Consider the following 25,947-nt stretch of genomic DNA (forward strand, 5'->3'; position numbering starts at 1 on the left):
AACCGAGCGGGGTTTTTTTATGACCTAAAACTCGGATCCGCAGGCTAGTGAAGGAATAAAAAATTATGAGCGAGTCGGGCACAACATCACCACAAAAAAACTATTTTACAGGCGCAGAATTGATCGTCCATTTGTTGGAAAAACATGGCATTACCATCGTTTCTGGTATCCCCGGCGGGGCTGCATTGCCATTCTACGATGCGCTGGGGCAGAGCAAAAAAATTCGCCACATACTGGCGCGTCACGAGCAAGGTGCGGGTTTTATTGCACAGGGAATTGCACGTAGCACAGGCAAAGCGGCAGTGTGTATTTCCTCAAGCGGTCCCGGTGCCACTAACTTAGTGACAGCCATTGCGGATGCTAAGCTGGATTCAATTCCACTGGTATGCATCACTGCGCAAGTGCCATCTTCGATGATTGGTACCGATGCGTTTCAGGAAGTTGATACTTACGGTATTTCAATTCCGATTACGAAACACAATTATTTGGTGCGCAGCATTGAAGACCTGCCTCGTGTTATCTGCGAAGCATTTCGTATTGCTGAGTCTGGGCGTCCAGGACCTGTTTGGATTGATATTCCAAAAGATGTACAGACTGCGACCATTGAGTTAGATGTGCTGCCAGAGGTTTTACCGAAAGATAAAGCCCCAAGTTTCGATATGGAAAAAGTAATTCAAGCGGCGGAAATGATCAACCGTGCGAAGCGTCCTGTACTCTATTTCGGTGGTGGGGTGATTAGCTCAGATTCAACCGCGACGGCTATCGCTTTTGCGGAAAAAGCCTCTTTACCAACGACAATGACCTTGATGGCGCTGGGAACGATCCCAATGCGTCACCCGCTGTATTTGGGCATGTTGGGTATGCATGCGGCACGAAGCACGAACATGATCATGGAAGAGTCTGATTTACTGATTGTTATCGGTGCTCGCTTTGATGATCGCGCCATTGGTAAAGCGGAAAAGTTCTGCCCGAATGCCAAAATTATTCATGTTGATATCGATAAAGCGGAAATCAGTAAAATCAAACGTCCAGATATTGCTATCCATGCGGATGCGGGACAAATATTGGAGCTGTTGCTGCCATTAGTTGAGCGGAATGATCGTCAAGAGTGGGTTCAGCAAGTTAATGATCTGAAAAATAATTATCCGCTGAATTTAGCCAATGCGGATGATCCATTAGATCATTACGGTTTGGTATTAGCCACCGCGCGCGCCGCAGGGGAAGAGGCGATTGTCACGACGGATGTTGGGCAACATCAAATGTGGGCGGCGCAAGCTTACCCATTATCACGACCTCGCCAATGGTTAACATCCGGTGGTTTGGGCACCATGGGCTTTGGTTTACCGGCAGCCATTGGCGCGGCATTGGCTCACCCAGATAAAACCATCGTTTGTTTTTCTGGTGATGGTAGCTTGATGATGAATATTCAGGAACTGGCGACAGCGGCGGAGCATCAATTAAACATTAAGATAGTTTTAATGAACAACCAAGCGCTGGGCATGGTTCATCAGCAGCAAGATCTGTTTTTTGAGAATCGTATCTTTGCAGCAGCTTACCCGTATCAGACCGACTTTATTAAAATTGCCTCTGGGTTTGGTTTCCAAACGTGCGATTTAAATAATGAATCCGACCCTGAAATGGCGCTGGAAGCGATTATGAACACTAAAGGACCTTGCTTAATTCATGCCCTGATTGATGTCAATCAGAAGGTATATCCAATGGTTCCTCCTGGTGCCGCTAATATTGATATGATCGGAGCGTAATTATGGTATTTGAACATCACCCAATCGCCTTAGAATTAATTGTTCGCAACCATCCGGGCGTCATGTCACATATTTGTGGGTTGTTTGCGCGTCGGGCCTTTAACGTGGATGGTATCCTATGTATGCCAATTAAAGATAAGGACGAAAGCCGAATTTGGTTATTAGTTCAGAAAGATGAGCGTTTATCGCAGATGGTCAACCAAGTTGAGAAATTGGAAGACGTCCGCGAAGTTCGTTTTAGCGATGACTTGCGTGTGTTTGAAACCATGCAGGATTATTTGCAGTAATTCTGAATGAATGTGGTCAGCCTACAAGGATTGTGGGCTGACTTATTAAACTCCATCACTCAAATGTGAATAGGTCATCACGACGGTGGCGTGTACATCCCCCTCAATACATAAGTAAGCGTGAGGAAAGTCTCCGCTGAAAGCGTAAAAATCTCCAGCCTCAAGAACGACATTTTGCTCATCGTCTAAGCGCAGCATAAGGGAGCCCGCGTGTACCATAATGTGTTCATGGGTGCCGACCATATGCGCGGGGCTGTTAATAATTGCACCTCGTTTCATACTGAGTTGCCAAATTTCAGAGACGTTTCCCATACTGATACGGAATTTAAATTGCTCTAAATAATCGCCTTCAAGCTGTGTGGCCTTCACCAAATAGGGATAAGATTCATTTTGGCGTGTAAATAAGTCACTGAGCGGAAAACGTAGCGCAGCTGCAATGGACTCTAAGGTGTCGATGCGCGGGTTTGAATCCCCTGATTCCAACTTAGAAAGAGCGGCTTTGGAGATCCCTGATAAGTGGGAAAGCTCACTCAGAGAAAGGTTTCTCGCCTGACGCAACAGACGTACTTTCTGGCCAATTTTTATATTTATTTTATTTTCCACGACACTGTCTTCCACAATATTATTTTTATAAATTCTCATTTCTGCTGCCAATTCTAACATCTTAAATATGAAATGTCAGAAACCCGATATTATGAAAATAATATTTTGCTGAATGCGAATAAATGGAAAAATAATCTAAAAATTATTTTTTAAATACACAGTTATAAAAATAAGATTTATTGTTTTTCAGTGTGTTATTTTGTTGAATAAATTCATGATATAATTTAGTTTGTATTATTCTAATGACTGAATGTGTCACAGTGTTTTATTTCAAATAAATAATATCTTTTCGGAGTTTATATCTGACAATTAATCCTAATTGAGCAGATTAATACAAAAATGAGCCCTGCTAATTCGAGTTTTCAACATTTTCGACGTTCTGCTTCTTTTGCTATTTTTACGATTACAACCAGCATTGCCGTTATCGGCATCGTGATTGGTCTCAGTATCCCGATGGTGGCGCTGCGACTGAATAATTTTGGTGTGAGTGAATTGTACATTGGCATTATCTCTGCGGCTCCTGCCTTGGGAATGTTTTTGATTGCCCCTGTGGTACAGCGTATTGTGAAGTGGTGTGGAAAGCGCAAAGCTATGTTAATCGCGACGGTGATCTCCGCCATTAGCTTACTGCCACTACTAAGTTCATTGCCTTTATGGCTACTTTTCCCTTTGCGGTTGATTACGGGACTTGCAAGTGGTGTGATGATTTGTTTGGGGGAAACGTGGATCAACGAATTATCCCCTGAAAACAAGAGAGGGCGGATATTGGCTATTTACACGACGGTATTTACTGTGAGCCAATTATTAGGTCCGTCATTTATTGCCTATTACGGTGTGGAAGATAAATCGCCTCTGTTTATTTGTACCTTGATTCACTTAATTTCTGTGGCTTTATTCCTACTGATGGATCAGAAAGTGGGAGATAGGCTCGCAGAAACGGCGTCAGAATCTAACTTTTCAATTGTGCAATTCGTGAAAGTTGCCCCTGGAATTTGTGCCGGAATCCTATTTTTTGCTTTTTTCGATGGCACTATCTTGTCGATGTTCCCAATTTACGGGATGGGCATGGGGCATACCGAGGCGGTTGCGGCGATGATGATCAGTGCAATTTTGGCAGGAGATGCGATTATGCAGATGCCGTTTGGTTGGTTAGCTGATCATATGAATCGCGAAAAATTGTATCGTATTTGTGGCGTGGTGACGTTAGGAGCCAGCATGCTGCTGCCATTCTTAATTACTCACACTTACTTTATCTGGGTTTTATTGTTTGTGTTGGGGGCGACAGCTGGCGCCATTTACACCATCGCTTTAGTGCAGATTGGTCAATACTTCAGAGGGAATGAGCTGATTATTGCTAACGCCGCAGCGGCAATGTTATGGGGTATAGGTAACCTTTCTGGTCCGTTATTGGCAGGGGCTGCAACGGCGATTTCGCCATCAGGTCTGCCAATATTATTGATTGGAATAGCGGGGCTATTTTTATGGTTTACCCGTGAAAAATATGGTGCTCAAGCCATTGAGCAACAAGCTCAGTAACGTCTTTTTATCACTAATGTATTAAAAAATCCCCGAGTTTTGTCTCGGGGATTTTTATTCGCAACCAACTATTCTATTACTCGATAAACCACTAAATTTTCGCGAAATTCATCAGGACGATGATTTGACCAAAACAATTCCATGTCTTCAGGAGCGGGTTGAATTTCTTTGGATAATACAATCAGCCATCGGCACTGTTGTGGTTTTTCAAATTCCATCTGTCTTTGATGCAAAATACCGGTGTAGTAATAGAGCATCGGTGCTTCTGATTCCCCAAGGTTTTCGGAAGCCATGCAGTCATTTTGGGTAAATTGCCCTTCTAAATGATGTCGAAGATCCAGGAAAACCCCTTCGTAGCCTTTTGAATAATCAATCCAACCAACAAATAATGTGAGAATAATGCTCCACACACTCACCATTCCCAGTGACCAGTTTCTTATCGCTTGGAAAGCGCTGCTTGATGAGGAAATAAGATGATTGCGGAAGAACCAAAAACAGGTAATAAAAATACCCGCTATCAACGCAAATACAGAAAAATGCATTTGGTAATCAAGAGGTAGCCAACGACCAAAAACAGGCAACCATTGGGCGTGATGACCCGTTAATACGATAGCGTAGCAAGCCCACAGAAAGAGAATTACCCCAGACCAGAAGAAGGCGGCGAAGCGTGCGAATGCGTTTAAGACTTTCTCTGAAAACCAGCCAAGAGCCTGTACAGCGAGGAGCGCCATCGGAGCAATAAAGGGCAGTAAATAGAGCGCTCGCCCACTGGCAGACATTTGCAAGAATACCACGCCAAGGACAGGAAATATGGCAATCAAATATTCATTATGATCACGCAGGCGTCTGAGCGGATGACGTAACAAATAGGCAGTTGCCAGTAGCCCAGCAGGAAGCGCAAAAAATGCGACTGCAGAAGGAATACGCGTGAAATTGGCTTTAGCCCCTAACTTCTCAACGGAGAATCCAAGGAAGCGACCAATGTTATTTTCCCAAAACCAAGTCACGAACAGCTCGGGATGCTGTACATACAGCATGACTGGCCAAGGTAGAATTGCAATGAGGGCAACCAAACCCGCGAATAGTGCGGGTAGCCAAAACTGTTTAGATCGGCATTGAATAAGAAATACAGGTGCCAAAAATAGGCTGATCCACAGAACGCCGGGAATAAACACGCCTTTAGATAAGGTGGTGATAATGGTGCCAAGGCACAGCCAGAAGGCGGATGCAGCAATTTTTTGTTGCTGAATTAACCCTAATAAGCCATATAAACCGATAGTTGCCCCTGTAATTAACGAAACATCGGTGAACATTTCATGGGTGTGACGTAATATTCCTGGTGCACAAACATACAGTGCAAAGGCTATCCAAATACGGGCATCAGAAAAGCTGTCGGATTTAAAAAAGCGACGAGCTAATAAAATAAAAAATGAAAAATTAATAATAGAAAAAAATAAGCTCGCACTGCGTGCGGCATCGTATAACGGCATCATTCCCGATAATAAATGAGCAAAAACCGTCGCCGTCCAATAATAGAATGGCGGTTTTTCCATAAAAGGCTCACCCGCATTGGTAGGAACCAGCCAATTACCCGTTTCATACATCGTTTGAATAATACCAAAACTGTAGTTTTCATCCTGCTTCCATGGACTATGCCCATAAATCCCGGGAAGGAGATAAATCAGTAAAAATACAGCAAAAAGTATTAAGGCACTTTTTGGTATTGTTTTAATTGAGGCTGTAATGGTTGACATAATATTTATAGCGAGTGTTAAGTATTATTAAAAAATATATTTATAAAAATAATCACCAGGGAAATGAGTTATTTAATTAGTATTAGAAAGTAAATATGTTCATAAACAGACTATTTATTAAAAACTCAATATTAGTGGGGATTTTAGCAACACTCTCACGCGTATATTTAAACAAAGAGTATATAGAACGGAATATGACTGACTTTTATGGAAGATTGTAAGAATATGACACAGTTTTTATGGTTCATGGTTAAAAAATGGCCAGCCATAAAACACTTGATCAATTCCCCCCTTTCGAACGATAATTACGCTCTTCACAATTCGCCTCACTTTGTTCTAAAAGCCAAACGTTTGCGCACTGTTCCTAGAGAGTCATTCTGTTCACCAGTTATCTCGGTTCAGTGAACATTTATCAAAAAGGTAATCGTTTACGTGAGTTTCAGTTTGAGGTGATATTCGCTAAGTTATCAAGCAAAATTGAATAAATGCTTATAAAAAACTTAGCAAAAATAGTGACATAGAATTTTCTAAAATTAATAGCAGAGGTATACCATGGCAGGCCAACAGGCTTCATCCAATTGCAAATTGGATTCATATTTTAAGATCACAGCGCGTGGCTCATCAGTGCGCCGCGAAATCATTGCGGGATTAACGACATTCTTAGCGATGGTTTATTCTGTCATCGTGGTGCCGGGTATGTTAGGACAAGCAGGCTTTCCACCTACTGCTGTGTTTATCGCAACCTGTTTAGTGGCAGGTTTCGGTTCTTTATTAATGGGGTTATGGGCGAATCTGCCAATGGCAATTGGCTGTGCAATCTCATTAACCGCGTTTACTGCCTTTAGCTTGGTGTTAGGGCAACATATTAGTATTCCAGTTGCGCTGGGTGCCGTATTCTTAATGGGGTGTTTATTCACCATTATCTCTGTGACAGGTATCCGTAGTTGGATTTTACGTAACATGCCAATGGGCGTGGCTCACGGTACGGGTATTGGTATCGGTCTGTTTTTATTGTTGATAGCAGCAACGGGCGTTGGCTTAGTGGTTAAAAACCCAAATGCAGGTTTACCTGTTGCGTTGGGTGAATTCACTTCATTCCCTGTTTTAATGTCTCTGATTGGTTTAGCGGTAATTTTCGGTTTAGAAAAACGCCGTGTACCAGGTGGGGTGTTATTAGTCATTATCGCGATTTCGATTATTGGTTTGATTTTCGACCCAGCCGTTAAATACCAAGGTTTCTTTAAACTGCCTTCATTCGGTGAAGATGGTTTAGCGCTGATGTTCAGTATGGATATCATGGGCGCACTTCAAGCGGCGGTTCTGCCAAGTGTTCTGGCATTAGTGATGACAGCAGTTTTTGATGCAACAGGGACTATCCGCGCTGTTGCGGGCCAAGCGAACTTGCTGGATAAAGACGGTCAGATTATCGATGGTGGAAAAGCATTAACCGCTGACTCTGTCAGCAGCATTTTTGCTGGGGCGATCGGCGCATCACCCGCTGCGGTATATATTGAATCCGCAGCAGGAACTGCAGCAGGCGGCCGTACAGGTTTAACCGCCGTAGTTGTTGGTGTTTTATTCTTATTTATCTTGTTCTTATCGCCATTATCTTATCTGGTACCTGCCTATGCGACAGCACCAGCGCTGATGTATGTGGGTCTGCTGATGCTGAGCAATGTCTCGAAATTGGATTTCGATGATTTTGTGGATTCGATGTCAGGTTTACTGTGTGCGGTATTCATCGTATTAACCTGTAATATCGTCACCGGTATTATGTTAGGTTTCGCATCACTGGTTATCGGGCGTATTTGTGCGGGTGAGTGGCGTAAACTGAATATTGGTAGCGTAGTTATCGCGGTTCTGCTGGTAGCGTTTTATGCTGCCGACCTCGCTATCTAAAGGTAATTCTAATGATAGGGCGGCAGCTGCTGTCGCCCTTTAACGGATTGTTGCGATTCGTTCTAAAGTCCAAATTATTTTCCCGTCAGATAGCCTGTTAAGGATAGAATAGTGCTAAGGCGGTAAATGAAGTGAAAATGCCTATTTTTAACCAGTGGCTGCCTTGACTGAAAATCTCATGGTCTGGACGGTGCTATCTCTTACTATGCGGCGGCAGGCAAATTTTGGGTTCTCCCGTTATACTTTAAGCTGCGATATTTAGGGTATGCATTAGTTAATAAGTAAGGGCAACATGGAAATTTTCTTTACTATTCTTATTTTGATCTTGGCTGTCTCTGTTTCTGGTGTGGTGACGAAAGTCATTCCCATCCGTATTCCCCTTCCTCTTATTCAAATTGCTATCGGTGCATTATTAGCGTGGCCTCAGTTTGGGTTACACGTCTCTTTTGACCCTGAACTCTTTATGGTTCTGTTGATTCCACCGCTGTTATTCGTCGATGGTTGGAAAACTCCTACCCGTGAATTTTTCCAGAATGGACGAGAAATTTTCATTCTGGTATTAGTGCTAGTATTGGTAACCGTTATCGGGATTGGTTATTTGATTTACTGGCTGATGCCTGGTATCCCGCTTATTGCCGCCTTTGCGCTGGCTGCTGTACTTTCCCCAACAGATGCGGTGGCATTGTCCTCTATCGTCGGGAAAGGGCGAATTCCCAAACGCATGATGAGCGTACTCGAAGGGGAAGCATTGATGAACGATGCTTCCGGTCTGGTGGCGTTGAAGTTCGCCGTGGCGATTGCTATGGGAACGATGGTCTTCAGCGTATCGGGCGTCACAATCGAATTCTTTAAAGTCGCAGTCGGTGGTTTGTTGGCAGGTGTTGCTGTTACATGGTTATACAGCAAGTCTCTGCGCTTAATGAGCCGCTGGAGTGGGGATGACCCAGCAACGCAAATCGTCTTCATGCTGCTGTTACCATTTGCCTCTTACATGATTGCGGAACATATCGGTTTTTCAGGTATTTTGGCAGCGGTTGCTGCGGGTATGACTATCACCAAATCCGGCGTTATCCGCAATGCGCCTTTGGCGATGCGTTTACGTGCTGATAGCGTTTGGTCGATGTTAGAGTTTGTCTTTAACGGCTTAGTGTTCATTATGCTCGGTCTGCAATTACCGGGGATTTGGGAAACATCGGTTATTCAAGCAGAACTCGACCCAAGCGTCGAAACCTGGATGCTGTTTACCGCGGTCGTTATCATCTATTTTGCCTTGCTGATTTTACGTTTCTGCTGGTTATGGTTGATGAAGAGATTCAGCCGTCTGTTCCTGAAAAAACGCCCATTACAGTTCGCGAGCTATACCGTCCGTGAATTGTGGTTAGCGTCGTTTGCTGGGGTTCGCGGGGCGATTACCTTAGCCGGTGTGCTCTCGGTGCCACTATTTTTAACCGATGGTTCTCCGTTCCCTGCAAGGTACCAGCTAGTATTTATCGCCGCTGGGGTTATTTTATTCTCCATTTTTGCGGGCGTTGTGGCGTTACCACTCCTGCTGCGCAATTTTAAAGTGGGGGATAAAGAGGCGGATATTAACGAAATCCGTATGGCGAAAGCAGCAATGGCTGAAGTGGCAATTGTCAGCTTGAACAAGATGCAAGAGCGTTTATCTGCGGATGTGGAAGAGCAATTAGACTCGGAAGACATCAACGAGGTCGCGACAAGGGTGATTGGTCATTTACGTCGTCGAACCGCCGACCAAGACGAGATGGAACACAACTTGCAGATTGAAGATCTTGAACGGCGTTTTCGTTTAACGGCGCTACGTGCAGAACGCGGTGAGCTCTATCACTTACGTGCAACACGGAAAATCAGTAATGAAACCTTGCAAAGCTTGCTGGTGGATTTGGATTTATTAGAAGCCGTGCTGATTGAAAAAGAGCATTAAAACGAAAAAACGAGTATTCTACAGGCATCTTGTTTGTTAAATCATTGTGCTTGAGAGTGAACAACAATGTGGTTACTCGTTTTCACGACGCTGCTCTGGGCAGCGTCTTTTAGTTTAATGGGGGAATACCTCGCAGGGCAGGTGGATAGCTGGTTGTCTGTGCTTATCCGCGTGAGTTTAGCTTCTCTGGTATTCCTACCTTTCCTGCGTTGGCGTAACTTCAGTGCCAAAGTGATCTCACTGTATATGCTGGTGGGCGCTTGCCAGCTGGGGATAATGTATTACTTTGTTTTCCAAGCCTATAAATACCTGAGCGTGGCAGAATTTTTGCTATTTACGGTATTAACCCCGCTGTATGTCACGTTAATTTACGATCTCTTAGAGCGCCAACGCCTACGTAAAGGCTACCTGTTTAGCTCGATATTAGCCGTGATTGGTGCTGCCATTATTCGTTATGACCACCTCAGCGAATCATTTTGGATTGGATTGATGTTTGTACAGCTCGCCAACATCTTCTTTGCACTTGGGCAAGTAGGCTATAAGCGCTTAATGGAAGTGCACCCGATTCCCCAGCATCAAGCCTTTTCATGGTTCTATCTCGGGGCGACGTTGATTGCCTTGATGGGATGGCTACTGTTTGGGAATAAGGCGATGGTGCCGACAAGCCAAGCTCAATGGATAGTTTTACTCTGGTTGGGTGTGGTTGCATCGGGGATAGGCTATTTTCTGTGGAACTATGGTGCGACGAAAGTGGATGCCGGAACCCTCGCGATAATGAATAACATGATGGTTCCAGCAGGTTTATTAGTGAACTTTGCCATTTGGCAGCAACATCCTAATTGGCTCAGTTTCACCATGGGGTCGAGCCTGATAATTGCGTCTCTGTGGGTGCATAAGCGCTGGATCCTCGCACCGGCTTCACGTAAGACAAATTCTCCACCGCGTGATCAGTAGCGGTATTGGTAAATGTTTCAATGGCTGGCTGGCGCTGTTCTCCTTCACGACATGCAGCGTACAGTCGGCTCCATAACCCACTTCCTAACGTTTTCGTCGTAATCAAACCTTGCTTTTCAAAGGAATCCACCGCCCAGTGTGGGAGTGCCGCAATTCCCATTTTAGCCGCCACCATCTGAATTAAAATCAGCGTATTGTCGACGGTTTTAATATTAGGTGAAACACCCGCTGGCTGTAAGAAATGACGCCAGATATCAAAACGTTGACGCTGAACTGGATAAATCAGCAATGTCTCTTTGGCAAGATCATGAGGCTCAATTAACGGTTTTTTAGCTAAAGGGTGATCATTCGCCACGACCAGTTTCACTTCATAATCAAACATCGGCGTGTAGTGCAAATCTTGATCCGCAAGAATATCAGAGGTCATCACGATATCTAATTCTCGCGAAAGTAACTCGGGTTGCGGGTCAAAGGTCACGCCAGATTTAAAATCTACGGTCACTTGTGGCCATGCTTGTCTAAACTGTTGCAATGCAGGGGTCAGCCACTGAATACAGCTGTGGCATTCAATTGCGATACGTAGCGTACTGACCGTCGGTTCATTGCAGACACGAATGGCATCTTTCACCATTGGCAAAATACGTTGCGCTAATTGCAGGAGAACTTCCCCTTGCGGCGTGAAATGGACGGGCTGAGTTTTACGAACAAATAGTTTGTAGCCTAAGCGATGCTCTAAATCACTGAATTGGTGAGATAGCGCAGACTGAGTCTGGTGCAGGTGCGTCGCAGTGGCAGCTAATGATCCGTATTGGCTGAGCGCCTGCAACGTTTTTAAATGTTTTAATTCGATCATGAGAAACCTTCAAGTAGACGATGAATAATTTGCGCTTGTGCTTTATACAGTACCTGTTGATTATAGATGTGTAAACATCTAGACGGCTAAATATTTTAAGGGGTCAATATGTCTGTTATAAATCATACACTTGGTTTTCCACGTGTCGGTCTGAAAAGAGAACTCAAACGTGCACAAGAAGATTATTGGGCAGGCAAAATTGACCAATCTGCACTTCTTGAAACAGGTTACCAACTACGTGTTCGTCACTGGGAACAACAAAAAAATGCAGGTGTAGACCTGCTACCCGTCGGTGACTTTGCATGGTATGACCAAGTTTTAACCACTAGTTTATTACTAGGAAACGTTCCACCGCGTCATCAAAATGAAGATGGCTCTGTCGATTTAGATACCTTATTCCGTGTAGCTCGGGGTCGTGCGCCAACAGGCAAGCCAGCGGCAGCGGGGGAAATGACGAAATGGTTTAATACTAACTATCACTATATCGTGCCAGAATTCCAGCAAGGACAAGAATTTAAACTGTCGTGGAATCAACTGTTTGACGAAGTCGACGAAGCATTAAAACTCGGTCATAACGTTAAACCTGTCGTCATTGGTCCAATTACCTACCTGTGGTTAGGAAAAGTGAAGGGACCAGCCTTTGACCGCCTATCCTTGCTGAAGGATCTGCTGCCTGCTTACCAAGAAATTCTTGCTCGACTGGCTGAAAAAGGCGTGGAATGGGTGCAAATTGACGAGCCAGCACTGGTACTCGATTTACCTATTGAATGGCAGAATGCTTACCAACAAGCGTATCAATCCCTCGCAGGTAAAACTAACTTACTGTTAACCACCTATTTTGACGGTATTAGCCATCACTTGGATGTCATCAAACAACTGCCAGTGCAAGGATTGCATGTGGATGTGGTTGCGGGTAAGGATGATATCGCAGCATTGCATCAAGCGCTTCCTGCGGACTGGGTGCTTTCGCTCGGATTAATTAATGGCCGCAACGTATGGAAAGGGGATTTAGGCGAGAAATTCCAACGGGTGAAACCGCTGCTAGGAGAGCGCGCTCTGTGGATTGGTTCATCTTGCTCGCTACTGCATAGCCCAATTGATTTAAATGATGAAACGCGTCTGGATGCCGAAGTGAAAAGCTGGTTTGCATTTGCGCTGCAAAAATGTGAAGAACTGGCGCTATTGACGAAAACACTCAATCAACCAACGGCAGAAAATATCGCAGCGTTAGAAACCTATAGTGCACCAATTCGTGATCGACGCACCTCTTCTCGAGTCAATAATGCACAGGTCGCTCAGCGCTTAGCGGCAATTAACGCGAAAGATACCGAGCGTACTCGCCCTTATGTAGAGCGTGCTGAACTTCAGCGCCAACGTTTTAATCTGCCATTGTGGCCAACCACGACAATCGGCTCTTTCCCGCAGACCAGTGAAATCCGTTCTTTGCGCCTTGATTTCAAAAAAGGGAATGTAGACCAACTGAATTACCGCACCAGTATCAGTGAGCACATCAAACAAGCTATCAAGGAGCAGGAGCTGCTGGATATTGATGTCCTCGTGCATGGTGAAGCTGAGCGAAATGACATGGTGGAATACTTCGGTGAACACTTTGATGGTTATGTCTTTACGCAAAATGGTTGGGTACAGAGTTACGGTTCTCGCTGCGTGAAGCCACCTGTGATCATCGGTGATATTAGCCGCCCAGAAGCCATTACCGTGGAGTGGGCCAAGTATGCGCAGTCGTTGACGGATAAACCGGTGAAAGGAATGCTGACAGGCCCGGTGACCATCCTGTGTTGGTCATTCCCTCGGGAAGATGTCAGCCGTGAAACGATAGCCAAGCAAATTGCGCTGGCATTGCGTGACGAAGTGGATGATTTACAAAAAGCGGGTATTGGCATTATTCAGATTGATGAGCCAGCGTTACGTGAAGGGTTACCGCTGCGTCGCGATGAATGGAATGACTATCTGACTTGGGCGGTGGATGCCTTTAAATTAAGTGCAGCCATCGCCGATGATAAGACGCAAATTCACACCCATATGTGTTATTGCGAGTTTAATGACATCATGGATTCGATTGCTGCGCTAGATGCTGATGTTATCACCATTGAAACCTCGCGCTCGGATATGGATTTATTAGATGCATTCGAAGATTTTGATTACCCAAATGAAATTGGTCCGGGGGTTTATGATATTCACTCGCCTAACGTCCCAAATGTAGAGTGGATTGTAGCGCTATTACGTAAGGCTGCACAGCGAGTGCCAGTGGAACGTTTATGGGTGAATCCAGATTGCGGTTTAAAAACCCGCGGATGGACGGAGACTCGCCAAGCACTGGCAAACATGGTGGAAGCGGCGAAAAAACTGCGAAATGAGTATCAAAGCTAGTAACGGGTTAGTTTAGTAAAAAGCCCACTTTAAAGTGGGCTTTTATTTGTGCCAAAGACTGGGCTTAACCGAACAGTTTTTGTTTCAGTAAGTTCATGCCAATTGAGGCTAAATCGATATTTTCTGGTAGCACACCATTCGGGCTCGCGCTATCTACGATAGTCGGTAAATATTTAGCGACCATATCTGTTGCTTGTTGTGGATCTAAACCAACGCGTTGAGCGAGTTCTTGGATCCCTGAATCACCGAAAACTTGCATTAACTGGCTAGCATTAACTGGCAAATTTTCACCTTCAGCAACCCATGATGAAACGATCCCGCCTAAGCCTTCAGTGTTAAATTTATCGACGACACCTGAGAGCCCGCCTTGCTTTTCAACCCAATCAATAACAGATTGAAACTGTTGCATTTTATCGCCTGCAACCATGCCTAACACTTGATCAAACAGACCCATTTTGACTCCTCGATAACGTAATTGATGCGTTCAATACCAAGTATGGAACATTTTACAAAAAATAATAGGCGGCTATTTTGGGGAATTTACTCAACAGGTCAATGAAAATCAGAGACAAAGAGGGAATTTAATAGGTATAAAAACCAGCAGATCAGAAAACAACCAAATCGGTCACAATTTTTATCACACTTTCTTGTGAAGGGTAGCATAAGAATGTTAAATATAAAAATTCATATATATCAGTACATTAATAATTAATTGTTTAAAATTTATATTATCTTTAGTGTGATGGTAGTCATGTGTTTGTGAATTTGGTTATGTGAAAATTCACAATATTCACCAGAATTCACAGTGTTTACCAAAACTAACCGTATTCACCAGAATTTATCATTTGTTGGAACTGACAACATCAGGGGGCTAGATGAAAAATACCGTTAACCATGTTGGCGTTATTGGTCTGGGTTCGATGGGGATGGGGATCGCGCAATCACTAATAAGAAATAAGATCCCAACCTATGGGTTTGATTTAAATCCACAGGCATGCGAGGCGCTACTCGAATATGGGGCGCAAGCCACAGGGCAAGATGCCGCGCAGTATGCACAACAGCTAGACGCGCTACTTATGGTGGTCGTCAATGGTCGGCAGGTTGAGGCGATTTTATTTGGTGGTGAGAAGCCACTGGTAGAGAAGCTTCGTCCAAATACTGTCATTGTGTTGCACAGCACACTGGCTGCGGAGCAGACAAAACAGATCGCGCAGCGCCTTGCTGAATACCAGCTTCCATTAGTCGATGCGCCTATATCTGGCGGAGCGATTAAAGCGGCAGAAGGTAAACTGACCGTTATGGCATCGGGTTCCCCTAAGCTATTCGCTCAGCTTTCTACGGTGTTTGATGCAATTTCAGAGCGTCTCTATCGTGTCGGAGATGAAATCGGTCTTGGCTCCACAGTGAAAACTATCCACCAGCTATTGGCGGGGGTACATATTGCGGTTGCAGCGGAAAGTATGGCGCTGGCGGCAAAAGCGGGCATCGATTTAGATGTGATGTATGACATCGTCACCCATGCAGCTGGCAACTCATGGATGTTTGAGAACCGTATGCAGCATGTGCTTGATGGAGACTATACCCCTAAATCGTCAGTCGATATTTTTGTGAAAGATCTCGGTTTGGTGATGCAAACCGGAAAAGCGCTGAATTTCCCACTGCCACTGGCAGCAACGGCGCATCAAATGTTTATCTCAGCCAGCAATGAAGGTTTTGGTTTACAGGATGATAGCGCCGTTATCAAAACCTTTAAGGGCATTACTTTACCGGAGAAAAAGGCATGACAGTGAAATTAGGTGTGATTGCTGATGATTTTACCGGCGCGACAGATATTGCAGGCTTTATGGTGCAAAACGGCTGGAAAGTGGTGCAGCTACTGAATGAGCCGAATGAAAACACTCCAATCCCTCAAGATGTGGATGCCATTGTGGTGAGCTTGAAAAGCCGTTCTTGTCCAGTAGATGAAGCCATTAGTGCCTCGGTAAATGCATGTCGCTGGCTGAAAGAATCAGCGAAATGTCAGCAGATTTTCTTTAAATATTGTTCAACCTTTGATTCAACAGAGAAAGGCAACATTGGTCCAGTAACCGATGCACTGATGAAGCAGCTGGGTACGTCATTATCATTAGTATGCCCTGCATTGCCCGTTAACGGTCGAACCGTGGTACATGGGCACCTGTTTGTTAATGGTCAATTGCTCAATGAAAGTGGAATGCAGCACCACCCAGTCACACCAATGACTGATGCCAACCTAATGCGCGTAATGGAAAAACAGTCAGCCGGTAAAGCAGGGCTGATTAATCTTGCGACAGTGCAAAAGGGCAGCGCCGCCATCACTGAACAGTTAGAACAGCTACGCCAGCAGGGTATCAGTTATGCGGTTATGGATAGCTTCACGATGGATGATTTACTGCCTATTGCTCAGGCTTCGCAATCACTGCCTTTATTAACGGGTGGGTCAGGATTGGGGGCTGCCCTTGCGAATATTGATAGCCAAGTGGCTTGGGGACAAGGGGAAAGCCGTGGCAGTAAGCCGACAGGGAAAGACAGAAAAACGGTCATTCTATCGGGAAGCTGCTCTCTAATGACCAACAAACAAGTACAAAGCTATCAGCAAGTTGCACCTAGCAAAGCGCTAGATGTGGGTGAATGCATCAATAATTCAGATTATGCAACCGTATTGGCACAATGGGTTAAAGACCAGAAAATCACTGGGTTAGCGCCTTTGTTATATGCCACCCAACCACCAGAGTTATTGAAGCAAACGCAGGAAAAATACGGTGCCGCATTATCGAGTACCGCGGTAGAAAATGTGTTTGGGCAAGTAGTGACGTTACTTCAGCAGCAAGGTTATAACACTTTTATTATCGCGGGCGGCGAAACGTCTGGAAAAGTGGTTCAAAGCCTTGGAACTGAACAATTAAGTATTGGCTCACCTATCGCGCCGGGTGTGCCTTGGGTACAAGACTTAGCAAGCGGTAACTGGTTAGCACTGAAATCAGGCAATTTTGGTCAAGAGAATTTCTTCCAGTTAGCACAGGAGATGGTTAATGAGTAATGAAAAGGCGCTACGCCAAGAGTTAGTGGATTGGGCGAAGTCAATGTTTAATCGCGGATACAGCAGCGGTGGTGCAGGCAATATCAGCGCACGCTTGCCGGATGGCTGTATTATTGTCACCCCGACTAACTCGAGCTTTGGCGATTTAGATCCTGAGCGCCTGAGCAAGCTCGATGCGCAAGGTAACTGGATTGATGGTGACAAACCAACAAAAGAAGTTTCCATGCATATGGCAATGTATTTGCAGCGTCCAGATTGCCAAGCGGTGGTTCATCTGCATTCACCTTGGCTAACGGCTCTATCCTGTTTGCCGAATTTAGATACCGCAAACTGTTTACCACCGATCACACCTTATTACGTGATGCGTGTGGGCAAATTACCTTTGATTGAATATTTACCACCGGGTGATGACCGTATTGGTGAAGAAATCGCAAAATTAGCACCTCATCATAATGCGATTTTACTCTCTAACCACGGCCCTGTTGTTGGCGGAAAAACCTTAAGGCAGGCGTTTTTCAATGCGGAAGAATTAGAAGATACCGCGCGCCTATACATTACATTGCGCCCACACGGCTTCACCACGTTAACGCAAGAGCAGGTTCATGAGCTCGAAAGCCGTTATCCACAGAAATGAGGCGATAGACATGGCTAAATTTGCAGCAAATCTCAGTATGATGTTTAACGAAGTTCCGTTTATTCAACGCTTTGAACGTGCCGCTCAGGCTGGTTTTAAGGGCGTTGAGTATCTTTTCCCTTATGAAGAAGATGCGGATGTTATTGCGGGTGAATTGAAAAAACATCAACTTACCCAAGCATTATTTAATATGCCTGCGGGGAATTGGGGCGCTGGCGAGCGTGGAATGGCGTCTATTCCTGGTCGTGAAGCCGAGTTCGCTCAAGGGGTACAAACTGCCCTGAAATACGCTTTAGCATTAGGCTGTAAACAAGTGCATGCCATGGCGGGTAAAGTGGATGAGAAATTCACACCTGAAGAGCAAAAAACGTGTTTTATTAAGAATATACAGCATGCAGCGGATGTGATGGCTGAGCACGGAATTCGTGTGCTTATCGAGCCGATTAATACCCGCGATATGCCAGGGTATTTCTTAACGACCCAAAAGCAGGCTGAAGCGCTGTTACCTGAAATCAATCGCGAAAACGTGTTTATTCAATTGGACTTGTATCACTGCCAGATTATGGAAGGTGACTTATTGAAAACAATTGAGCGTCTTTGGGGTAAATTTAGTCATATTCAGATAGCATCAGTACCTTTTCGCCATGAACCTGATAGCGGTGAAGTCAATTATCCATGGATTTTTAATCAACTCGATGAAATGGGATATGAAGGCTGGCTGGGATGTGAATACCACCCAGCAGGACGCACCGAAGACGGTTTAGGCTGGCTAAAGCAAGCTAATTCCTAGGAGAACCGAATGATCCCTTCCGAACGTCGTGATTTTATTTATCGCTATGTCTATGAGCACCAAACTGTGTCTATCAATGACTTAGTGGGTTTAATGAATGTCTCTCATATGACGGTTCGACGTGATATTCGCATGTTGGAAGAGGAAGGGAAGGTTGTCGGAATTAGTGGTGGTGTTCGGTTAAATGATGCGTTACGCCAAGAGCTACCGTGGAGCGAAAAGGCAAGACTTCATCATCAAACGAAACGCGAAATCGGTCAATTTGCCAGTTCACTAGTTGAAGATGGTCAGGTGGTTTACCTCGATGCAGGCACCACCACGTTTGAAATTGCCCGCGTATTGGGTGAGCGTTTTAATCTCACTATCGTGACCAATGATTTTTCCATCATGCAGTATTTGATGAATAAATCACAACTTAACCTGTACCACACTGGTGGGCAGGTTGATAAACGCAACCATTCCTGTGTTGGCAATACGGCGGCCGCTATGTTGCAAACACTAAACGTGGATATTGCGTTTATTAGTACCAGCTCATGGGATTTGCAACATGGGGTTTCCACACCGCATGAGGAAAAAGTCCAAATAAAACAAACATTATTGGATGTCGCTCGTCGGTGTGTACTGGTTTCAGATAGCAGTAAATTCGGTAAATACGGTATGTTCCGTGTCTGCCCATTAGATCAATTGCACGACATCATTTGTGACCAACATTTACCGTCTGATGTGGTGCAACGGATACTCGAAAAAAACATAAAACTTCATTTAATAAATACATAAAAAACATCTTACCTACTGATGCATAACCCGGCAGGGTTATAGCAAGGAGAATGACAATGAAAGTTATTATTACTGGTGGCGCAGGTTTTCTGGGCCAGCAGCTAGCCGCTGCTTTGCTTAAAAACAACCAAGGATTAAAATTTAACCAGCTCGTTTTAGCGGATATTCAATGCCCTACATCGCCTATTGAAGACCCTCGTGTGAGTTGCGTTGCATTAGACTTAACCCAGCCAGAAGCCGCAGATAAGCTGATTGATGCGCAAACTGACGTGGTATTCCACCTTGCGGCGATTGTCAGTAGCCATGCTGAAAGTGATTTTAACTTAGGCATGAAAGTGAATTTCGATGCGACTCGCCAATTGCTTGAAGTCGCTCGCGCGAAAAACCCTGCCATCAAGTTTTTATTCACCAGCTCCCTTGCGGTATTTGGCGGTGAATTACCCGATGTGATCACCGACTTGTGTGTTGTTAACCCGCAATCTTCTTATGGTGCTCAAAAAGCCATGTGTGAATTGATGGTGAACGACTATTCCCGTAAAGGCTATGTGGATGGACGCGTGATGCGCTTACCTACCATTAGTATTCGCCCTGGAGTCCCGAATAAAGCAGCATCTTCTTTTGCTAGCGGCATTATCCGCGAGCCTCTAAATGGGATTGAGAGTGTTTGCCCAGTGTCTCCAGAGTTGGCGTTATGGTTATCTAGCCCAGAAACGGTGATCAACAACTTCATCCATGCGGTTTCAATTCCAGCAGAGAAATTTGGTCTTTCACGTACTGTGAACCTGCCGGGGATCACCGTGACAGTGCAAGAGATGATTGATGCCCTGCGTGATGTCGCTGGTCAACAAGCGGTTGATTTAATTCGTTTTGAGCCTGATGAAGCCGTCAACCGCATTGTGGCAAGCTGGCCGGGTAAATTCGATATTCGCCGTGCACTGGATTTAGGTTTTAAAGCTGATGGGTCATTTAGCGATGCGATCCGTTCCTTCATTAAGCACCACGGCTGTGCAAAATAGGAGATTAAATAATGTCCTATATTCCTATTATTGGCCTCGCGGTGGCCATATTTGTCCTTATCTTTTTAGTATTGCGAACGCGGGTTCACGCCTTGTTAGCGATGTTGATTGCGGCTGCAATCGCAGGGTTATCAGGGGGATTAACTGCGGCGGAAACCGTCACCGTTATTACAAAGGGCTTTGGTTCGACCCTCGGTAGCATTGGTATTGTTATCGGTCTCGGGGTAATGATGGGAAGGGTGCTGGAAGTGTCCGGTGCTGCTGAGCAGATAGCTTATAGTTTTATCAAATGGTTAGGTAAAAAACGCGAAGAGTGGGCGCTGGCAATTACCGGTTATATTGTCAGTATTCCTATCTTTGTAGACTCTGCATTCGTCATTTTGTATCCGCTGGCAAAAGCGTTAGCGAAGAATGGAAAACGCAGTATTTTAACTCTTGGTGTTGCATTGGCGGGTGGTTTAGTTGTTACCCACCATACTGTGCCGCCAACTCCAGGTCCTCTCGGTGTTGCCGGGATCTTCGGGGTTGACGTTGGTGCTATGATTTTAGCGGGTATGACGCTGGCAGTGCCGTGTGTCATCGGGATTGTGTTCTACGCCAAATGGTTGGGAACTAAATACCCTGAATTCATGCCAGATGAAACGGGCAGCGAAGATTTAAAAGAAGTGCATGCGCGTTACATGGAAGAAAAAGCCAACAAACCATTACCAAGCTTATTCTTATCATTGTTACCAATCATCACGCCAATTCTGTTGATTTTTATTAATGCTATCAACGGATTATTACTGAAAACTGCCGCATTCCAAGGCATGGATGATAACTGGTATTTCCAATCATTCCAATTCTTAGGGGCACCGATTATCGCCTTATCCATTAGCGTCCTGATTTCGGTTTATACGTTAATGCCAAAAGCGTCGAAAGAAGAAGTTATCGACCGTATGGAAGAAGGTTTGCAAGCGGCGGGTATCATCTTGCTTGTAACTGGTGCTGGTGGAGCATTAGGCGCAGTATTGCGTGACAGCGGAACGGGAACAATTCTTGCGGAGCATGTCGCGAATTTACCGATTACACCTGTATTAATCCCGTTTATTATCGCGACATTAGTGCGTTTAATTCAAGGGTCAGGAACGGTAGCAATGATCACCGCAGCTTCGATTTCTGCGCCAATCATTAGCCAAATTCCTGATATCAACTTATTAGTTGCGGCCCAAGCGGCAACGATGGGATCTCTGTTCTTCGGTTACTTTAACGACAGCCTTTACTGGGTGGTGAACAGAATGATGGGGATCAAAGACGTTAAACAACAAATGATTGTTTGGTCTATTCCAACAACAATAGCTTGGGCTATCGGGTTGGTTGGGGTCTTGATCCTTGATGTCGTGCTGTAAATTTAGCATATTGATATTATAGTGTTTTTTTCTTCTGCCTAATAAAAGCGCCCATTCGGGCGCTTTCTTTCGATAATCACAAACATTCATCTATACTGGGTGTATCTCATTATTCACATTCATCTCAATAAGACTTATTTGTGATCGCGATCTCGTTTTAATGAAATTCAAGTGAATCTGTTTCCATTAAAGTAGATATTGGTCACTAAATTAATCAAAGCTAAGCGCTATATTGACAATAATGTACTAATTCAATGATGCCATTGTGTAAAGGAGTTTGATATGTCTGACGTTTTCCACTTAGGTTTAAAAAAGAGTGACTTACAGGGTGCAACCGTTGCTATTGTTCCTGGGGATCCTAACCGTGTTGAAAAAATTGCACGTCTGATGGACAACCCTGTACATCTGGCTTCATTACGCGAATTCACCTCATGGCGTGGCGAGCTTGATGGCAAAGCTGTGATTGTCTGCTCAACCGGTATTGGTGGTCCATCAACCTCTATCGCAGTTGAAGAACTGGCTCAGTTAGGTATCCGTACTTTCTTACGTATTGGTACAACAGGTGCAATCCAAGAAAACATCAATGTGGGTGATGTACTTGTCACCACAGGTGCTGTTCGTTTAGATGGCGCAAGCCAGCACTTTGCACCACTGGAATTCCCAGCAGTCGCTGACTTCACTTGTACTAATGCGCTGTATGCTGCGGCGACAGAAGCGGGTGCAACCGTACACGTCGGTATTACCGCATCTTCCGATACCTTCTACCCAGGTCAAGAACGTTACGACACCTACACAGGTCGCGTAATGCGCCATTTCAGAGGCTCAATGAAAGAGTGGCAAGACATGGGCGTGATGAACTATGAAATGGAATCAGCAACACTGTTAACTATGTGTGCAAGCCAAGGCCTGCGTGCGGGTATGGTGGCTGGGGTTATCGTAAACCGTACTCAGCAAGAAATTCCAAATGAAGCGCTACTGAAAAAAACAGAAGGTAATGTTCTGAGCATCGTTGTCGAAGCTGCTCGCCGCCTGCTGTAATCCTAATTAGCTGACCCGTTTACTGATTTCACTCGGTTGTGGATTTTCGGTAAACGGGTTCAGTTATCATCCTTATACCCATGTATCTTAAATATTCTTGTATATCTAAATGATCAGCGCTAAATTTATTTTCTCGCGTTTTTCTTATTCCCTTCATCTATGAATCTGTTATTGTCATTTAAAACAATTAATAGAAGCCTCTTAAGTTACTCAAATTACAAGTAATTGATGATTTCGTTTATTTTTAGTTTGAGCAATGACAGAGCTAAAAAGGGAAAACGTATGTCAACCAAACCTTACCTTCACCCCTCTGTGCTGCCTTTAACCGGTGGAATTAACTTTCGTGATTTAGGGGGAAAAAAACTGTCCAATGGCGGAAAAATAAAGCCCGGTGTTTTATTTCGTTCTGGGGCGCTCGACCGCTTAACCCAAGATGATGAAAAAGTCTTACAGTCACAAAACCTTTTCCAAATTATCGATTATCGCGATGAAGCTGAAATTTTAGATAAACCAGATGTGGTGTGGAGTGGTGCTCATTATGTGCATGCCCCTGCAAACCCGCTGGCAAAAGAAGTGAGTGCAAACCTTGATAAACTCACTCCTGAAGTGCTGGAACAGTTTGATCCTCAAGCCTTTATGTTCCGCCTCTATGAGTTGCTTCCGTTGAACAATGCCGCTTATCACCAATTAGTGAACATGTTGAAGCAGCCAGAAAAGGGTGGGCTTGTGCAACACTGTGCAGTGGGTAAAGACCGGACAGGGGTTGGCTCGGCTCTCGTGCTGTTTGCGCTGGGCGCAGATGTGAATACTGTGATGGATGATTACCTTTTAACGAACGAGACGTTAGCGCCATTTCGTAACCATTTACTCGAAGAATTTTCCAAGACCATGAGTGAAAATGTGGTGAAAAAATTCGAGTATGTATTTTCTGTTCGTGAAGAGTTTTTACAAACTGCATTGAAAAGCATAGAAAATAACTATGGAAGCGTGGATAACTGGCTAGAAAAAGACTTTGGTTTAGATAACGCTCAGCGCGGTGTACTTCAAAGTTACTTCCTCGAATAAACCTCTGCGGAATTGAAGTTGCAACGCGTCAGTTTTGTTGCAACTTTATTTACTTCCAAGAACTATAATATGTTTACTTAGCTGAATAATAGTTACTTAGTCGACTTATAGTTAACAAATCAATCTTAAACTGTAGGAATTCGCCCTTGAGTATTAATGAAATTGTCACGGTCATTACAGAATTCACTCGCGCTCACGAAGTGTGGGCGATCCCTATTGTTTTTATTCTTGCGTTTGGTGAATCCCTCGCGTTTCTATCGTTATTGCTCCCTGCGACCGTTATTTTGCTTGGTCTGGGCGCATTGATTGGTGAAAGTGAAATTGCCTTTTTCCCGATTTGGTTAGCCGCTGCATTAGGTGCATTTTTTGGGGATTGGGTCTCTTATTGGTTTGGTTTTCACTATAAAGAAAAAGTTCGTGAAATGTGGCCAATTTCCCGCAATCCTGAAATGATCGACAAAGGACATCGATTCTTTGAGAAGTGGGGCGTTTGGGGAATATTCTTCGGTCGATTCTTTGGACCATTACGCGCGGTGGTACCGCTTGTTGCAGGGATTTGTGAAATGCGGCAACGACATTTCCAAGTCGCTAACTTAGCCTCTGCGATGATTTGGGCATTTGGTATTTTAGCCCCCGGTGCGCTTGGTTTACGTTGGTTTGCGAGCTGGATGGGATAAGCTGCGAAGCCGCTCGCAAAAAGTAGCCGTTGGGAGATTTACCTCTGGACACTTATACAGTATCCCATTACCTTACTCTAGATTTTAAAAAGTAAGGATTGATTCGTGGATACCTCTCTTTTATATGCAATTATTGGCGCCTTAAGTGGCATTTTGGTCGGCGGTTTAGCGGCCTGGTTTTCTATTGTCCAAAAAATAGCGGGAAAAGAGCGAGAGCTACAAGAGGTATACCGCCAATTGGCGGCGAGTGATGAAAAAAATGTGCATTTAGCGCTGTGGAAAGAGGAATGTGACAGGCTCGATCAGGAGCTACGTACACAGCGAGATATTAACCGCGAACAAGAAGCAGAGCTGCGGGAAGTGATGACCCGCTTTGAACAGACGCAACTTGCCAATGAAGAAAAACAACGGATTTTACAAAATAGCGAGCAGCGCCTTACGGCTCAGTTCGAAAATCTAGCTAATCGTATTTTTGAGCAGAATGAACGTCGAGCATCCGAACAACATCAGAAAAATTTAATGGCGATGCTGTCACCGTTTCGTGAGCAACTTGAAGGGTTTCGCCAACAGGTGCAGCAAAGCTATGGCGAAGAAGCCAAAGAGCGCCATACACTCACTTATGAAATCCGCCAATTACAGCAGTTAAATAATCAAATGACCAAAGAAGCGGTCAACTTAACTCGAGCCCTAAAAGGAGATAACAAAATCCAAGGGAACTGGGGGGAAACGATTTTAACGCGGATTTTAGAAGTTTCAGGGCTGCGAAAAGGCAGTGAATTTGAAACTCAGGTGAGTATCAACACCGGCTTCAATAGCCGATACCAACCCGATGTGATTATCCATCTTCCTGAAGGCAAGGATGTGGTGGTCGATGCGAAAATGTCGCTGGTGGCTTATGAACACTATTTTAATAGTGATGACCCAGAACAGCAGCAGCAAGGCATAAAAGAGCATGTGGCTTCCATTCGTAACCATATGAAAATGCTCAGTCGCAAGGACTACCATCAATTACCGGGAGTTCGCTCTTTAGATTATGTGCTCATGTTTATTCCGATTGAGCCTGCGTATTTATTAGCATTAAAAGAAGCACCTGAACTACTTGATGAAGGATTAAAACTGAATATCATGTTGGTTTGCCCATCTACCTTGCTGGTGGCAGTGCGTACCATTAATAATTTATGGCGCTATGAACGGCAAGAGCAAAATGCTCAAGAAATCGCAGATAGAGCCGCTAAAATGTACGATAAGCTGCGTTTATTTATCGATGATATGCAGGTATTAGGCTCGAGTTTAGAGAAAGCAAATCACACTTATTCTTCAGCCATGAAGCGCCTTGCTGAAGGCCGAGGTAATTTGCTTGCTCAAGCGGAAAGTTTTAAAGAGTTAGGTGTGGAAGTTAAGCAATCTATAGACCCTCAGCTAGCTGAGCGGGCTGACAAGTCTAATTGTGCGGAATCTTAGAGTTATAATAGGGTTTTCACTCAAAGGCTGGTACACTTCACAAAAAAGTTTGAACGATTAACAG

The 25,947-nt window shown here is 44.5% G+C and carries 22 protein-coding genes; 18 read left to right on the forward strand and 4 right to left on the reverse strand.

Annotated features, from left to right (window positions below; all coding sequences use genetic code 11):
- Window positions 1-65 precede the first annotated feature (65 nt).
- Both ilvB and ilvN read left to right on the forward strand, forming a co-directional pair.
- Complete coding sequence (ilvB, locus tag ACIH2S_RS02585; RefSeq protein WP_430248050.1) at window positions 66-1,763, forward strand: acetolactate synthase large subunit; 1,698 nt, start codon at window positions 66-68, stop codon at window positions 1,761-1,763.
- Window positions 1,764-1,765: 2 nt separating this feature from the next.
- Complete coding sequence (ilvN, locus tag ACIH2S_RS02590) at window positions 1,766-2,050, forward strand: acetolactate synthase small subunit (RefSeq protein WP_108479335.1); 285 nt, start codon at window positions 1,766-1,768, stop codon at window positions 2,048-2,050.
- 45 nt (window positions 2,051-2,095) lie between these two features.
- Here the strand turns inward: ilvN and ACIH2S_RS02595 are convergent, their stop codons facing one another.
- The gene (locus tag ACIH2S_RS02595) at window positions 2,096-2,653 is read right to left on the reverse strand and encodes a helix-turn-helix domain-containing protein (protein WP_036955464.1); all 558 of its coding nucleotides are present in this window, start codon (window positions 2,651-2,653) and stop codon (window positions 2,096-2,098) included.
- 339 nt (window positions 2,654-2,992) lie between these two features.
- Here ACIH2S_RS02595 and ACIH2S_RS02600 point away from each other — a divergent pair, with 339 nt between their 5' ends.
- Window positions 2,993-4,189, forward strand: a complete 1,197-nt coding sequence (locus ACIH2S_RS02600; protein ID WP_108479336.1) for an MFS transporter — start codon at window positions 2,993-2,995, stop codon at window positions 4,187-4,189.
- Between the two features lie 68 nt (window positions 4,190-4,257).
- On the opposite strand, the gene ACIH2S_RS02605 is transcribed toward ACIH2S_RS02600, so the two are convergent.
- Entirely contained in the window at window positions 4,258-5,943 is a 1,686-nt protein-coding gene (locus ACIH2S_RS02605) for an ArnT family glycosyltransferase (protein ID WP_430248051.1), read from the reverse strand.
- A gap of 552 nt (window positions 5,944-6,495) precedes the next feature.
- Here ACIH2S_RS02605 and ACIH2S_RS02610 point away from each other — a divergent pair.
- From ACIH2S_RS02610 to ACIH2S_RS02620, 3 genes are all read left to right on the forward strand, one after another.
- Window positions 6,496-7,842, forward strand: coding sequence for an NCS2 family permease (locus tag ACIH2S_RS02610; RefSeq protein ID WP_036955005.1), 1,347 nt, complete (start codon window positions 6,496-6,498; stop codon window positions 7,840-7,842).
- 292 nt (window positions 7,843-8,134) lie between these two features.
- Window positions 8,135-9,784 (forward strand): Na+/H+ antiporter, encoded by a 1,650-nt coding sequence (locus ACIH2S_RS02615; RefSeq protein WP_036955001.1) that lies wholly within the window; start codon window positions 8,135-8,137, stop codon window positions 9,782-9,784.
- A gap of 66 nt (window positions 9,785-9,850) precedes the next feature.
- Window positions 9,851-10,738 carry a carboxylate/amino acid/amine transporter gene (locus ACIH2S_RS02620; RefSeq protein WP_036983738.1) on the forward strand — a complete coding sequence of 296 codons (888 nt, stop codon included), beginning with the start codon at window positions 9,851-9,853 and terminating at the stop codon, window positions 10,736-10,738.
- Here ACIH2S_RS02620 and metR read toward each other — a convergent pair.
- The gene (metR, locus tag ACIH2S_RS02625; RefSeq protein ID WP_036954997.1) at window positions 10,635-11,591 is read right to left on the reverse strand and encodes an HTH-type transcriptional regulator MetR; all 957 of its coding nucleotides are present in this window, start codon (window positions 11,589-11,591) and stop codon (window positions 10,635-10,637) included. The genes ACIH2S_RS02620 and metR overlap by 104 nt on opposite strands.
- A gap of 108 nt (window positions 11,592-11,699) precedes the next feature.
- Between metR and metE the strand changes: the two genes are divergently transcribed.
- Complete coding sequence (metE, locus tag ACIH2S_RS02630; protein ID WP_272535788.1) at window positions 11,700-13,979, forward strand: 5-methyltetrahydropteroyltriglutamate--homocysteine S-methyltransferase; 2,280 nt, start codon at window positions 11,700-11,702, stop codon at window positions 13,977-13,979.
- Between the two features lie 64 nt (window positions 13,980-14,043).
- Here the strand turns inward: metE and ACIH2S_RS02635 are convergent, their stop codons facing one another.
- Window positions 14,044-14,433 carry a YidB family protein gene (locus ACIH2S_RS02635; RefSeq protein WP_036954990.1) on the reverse strand — a complete coding sequence of 130 codons (390 nt, stop codon included), beginning with the start codon at window positions 14,431-14,433 and terminating at the stop codon, window positions 14,044-14,046.
- A 421-nt stretch (window positions 14,434-14,854) separates the two neighbouring features.
- On the opposite strand from ACIH2S_RS02635, the gene ltnD reads away from it, so the two are divergent.
- The 11 genes from ltnD to rmuC all read left to right on the forward strand — a co-directional run bounded on the left by ltnD (window position 14,855) and on the right by rmuC (window position 25,883).
- Window positions 14,855-15,763: an L-threonate dehydrogenase gene (gene ltnD / locus ACIH2S_RS02640; protein WP_430248055.1), complete on the forward strand. Its 909-nt coding sequence runs from the start codon at window positions 14,855-14,857 to the stop codon at window positions 15,761-15,763.
- Window positions 15,760-17,037, forward strand: a complete 1,278-nt coding sequence (gene otnK / locus ACIH2S_RS02645) for a 3-oxo-tetronate kinase (protein WP_036954980.1) — start codon at window positions 15,760-15,762, stop codon at window positions 17,035-17,037. The genes ltnD and otnK overlap by 4 nt, the downstream gene beginning before the upstream one ends.
- Entirely contained in the window at window positions 17,030-17,671 is a 642-nt protein-coding gene (locus ACIH2S_RS02650) for an aldolase (RefSeq protein ID WP_036954976.1), read from the forward strand. Before otnK ends, ACIH2S_RS02650 begins: the two co-directional genes overlap by 8 nt.
- Window positions 17,672-17,681: 10 nt before the next feature.
- A complete protein-coding gene (gene otnI / locus ACIH2S_RS02655) occupies window positions 17,682-18,461 on the forward strand; it encodes a 2-oxo-tetronate isomerase (RefSeq protein ID WP_036954971.1) in 780 nt (259 codons plus the stop codon).
- Between the two features lie 9 nt (window positions 18,462-18,470).
- Window positions 18,471-19,238, forward strand: a complete 768-nt coding sequence (locus ACIH2S_RS02660; RefSeq protein ID WP_036954967.1) for a DeoR/GlpR family DNA-binding transcription regulator — start codon at window positions 18,471-18,473, stop codon at window positions 19,236-19,238.
- Between the two features lie 56 nt (window positions 19,239-19,294).
- The gene (gene denD, locus ACIH2S_RS02665) at window positions 19,295-20,254 is read left to right on the forward strand and encodes a D-erythronate dehydrogenase (protein ID WP_036954963.1); all 960 of its coding nucleotides are present in this window, start codon (window positions 19,295-19,297) and stop codon (window positions 20,252-20,254) included.
- 11 nt (window positions 20,255-20,265) lie between these two features.
- Window positions 20,266-21,642 carry a GntP family permease gene (locus tag ACIH2S_RS02670; protein ID WP_036954960.1) on the forward strand — a complete coding sequence of 459 codons (1,377 nt, stop codon included), beginning with the start codon at window positions 20,266-20,268 and terminating at the stop codon, window positions 21,640-21,642.
- A 282-nt stretch (window positions 21,643-21,924) separates the two neighbouring features.
- Window positions 21,925-22,680, forward strand: a complete 756-nt coding sequence (gene udp / locus ACIH2S_RS02675; RefSeq protein WP_006658334.1) for a uridine phosphorylase — start codon at window positions 21,925-21,927, stop codon at window positions 22,678-22,680.
- Window positions 22,681-22,962: 282 nt separating this feature from the next.
- Entirely contained in the window at window positions 22,963-23,745 is a 783-nt protein-coding gene (locus ACIH2S_RS02680) for a tyrosine-protein phosphatase (protein ID WP_036954957.1), read from the forward strand.
- A 146-nt stretch (window positions 23,746-23,891) separates the two neighbouring features.
- On the forward strand, window positions 23,892-24,422 hold the full coding sequence (locus tag ACIH2S_RS02685; protein ID WP_036954954.1) for a DedA family protein: 531 nt from the start codon (window positions 23,892-23,894) through the stop codon (window positions 24,420-24,422).
- A gap of 105 nt (window positions 24,423-24,527) precedes the next feature.
- Window positions 24,528-25,883, forward strand: a complete 1,356-nt coding sequence (gene rmuC, locus ACIH2S_RS02690) for a DNA recombination protein RmuC (protein ID WP_430248060.1) — start codon at window positions 24,528-24,530, stop codon at window positions 25,881-25,883.
- Window positions 25,884-25,947: the final 64 nt, after the last annotated feature.

This window comes from Providencia lanzhouensis (assembly GCF_050469745.1).
Lineage (GTDB): Bacteria > Pseudomonadota > Gammaproteobacteria > Enterobacterales > Enterobacteriaceae > Providencia > Providencia lanzhouensis.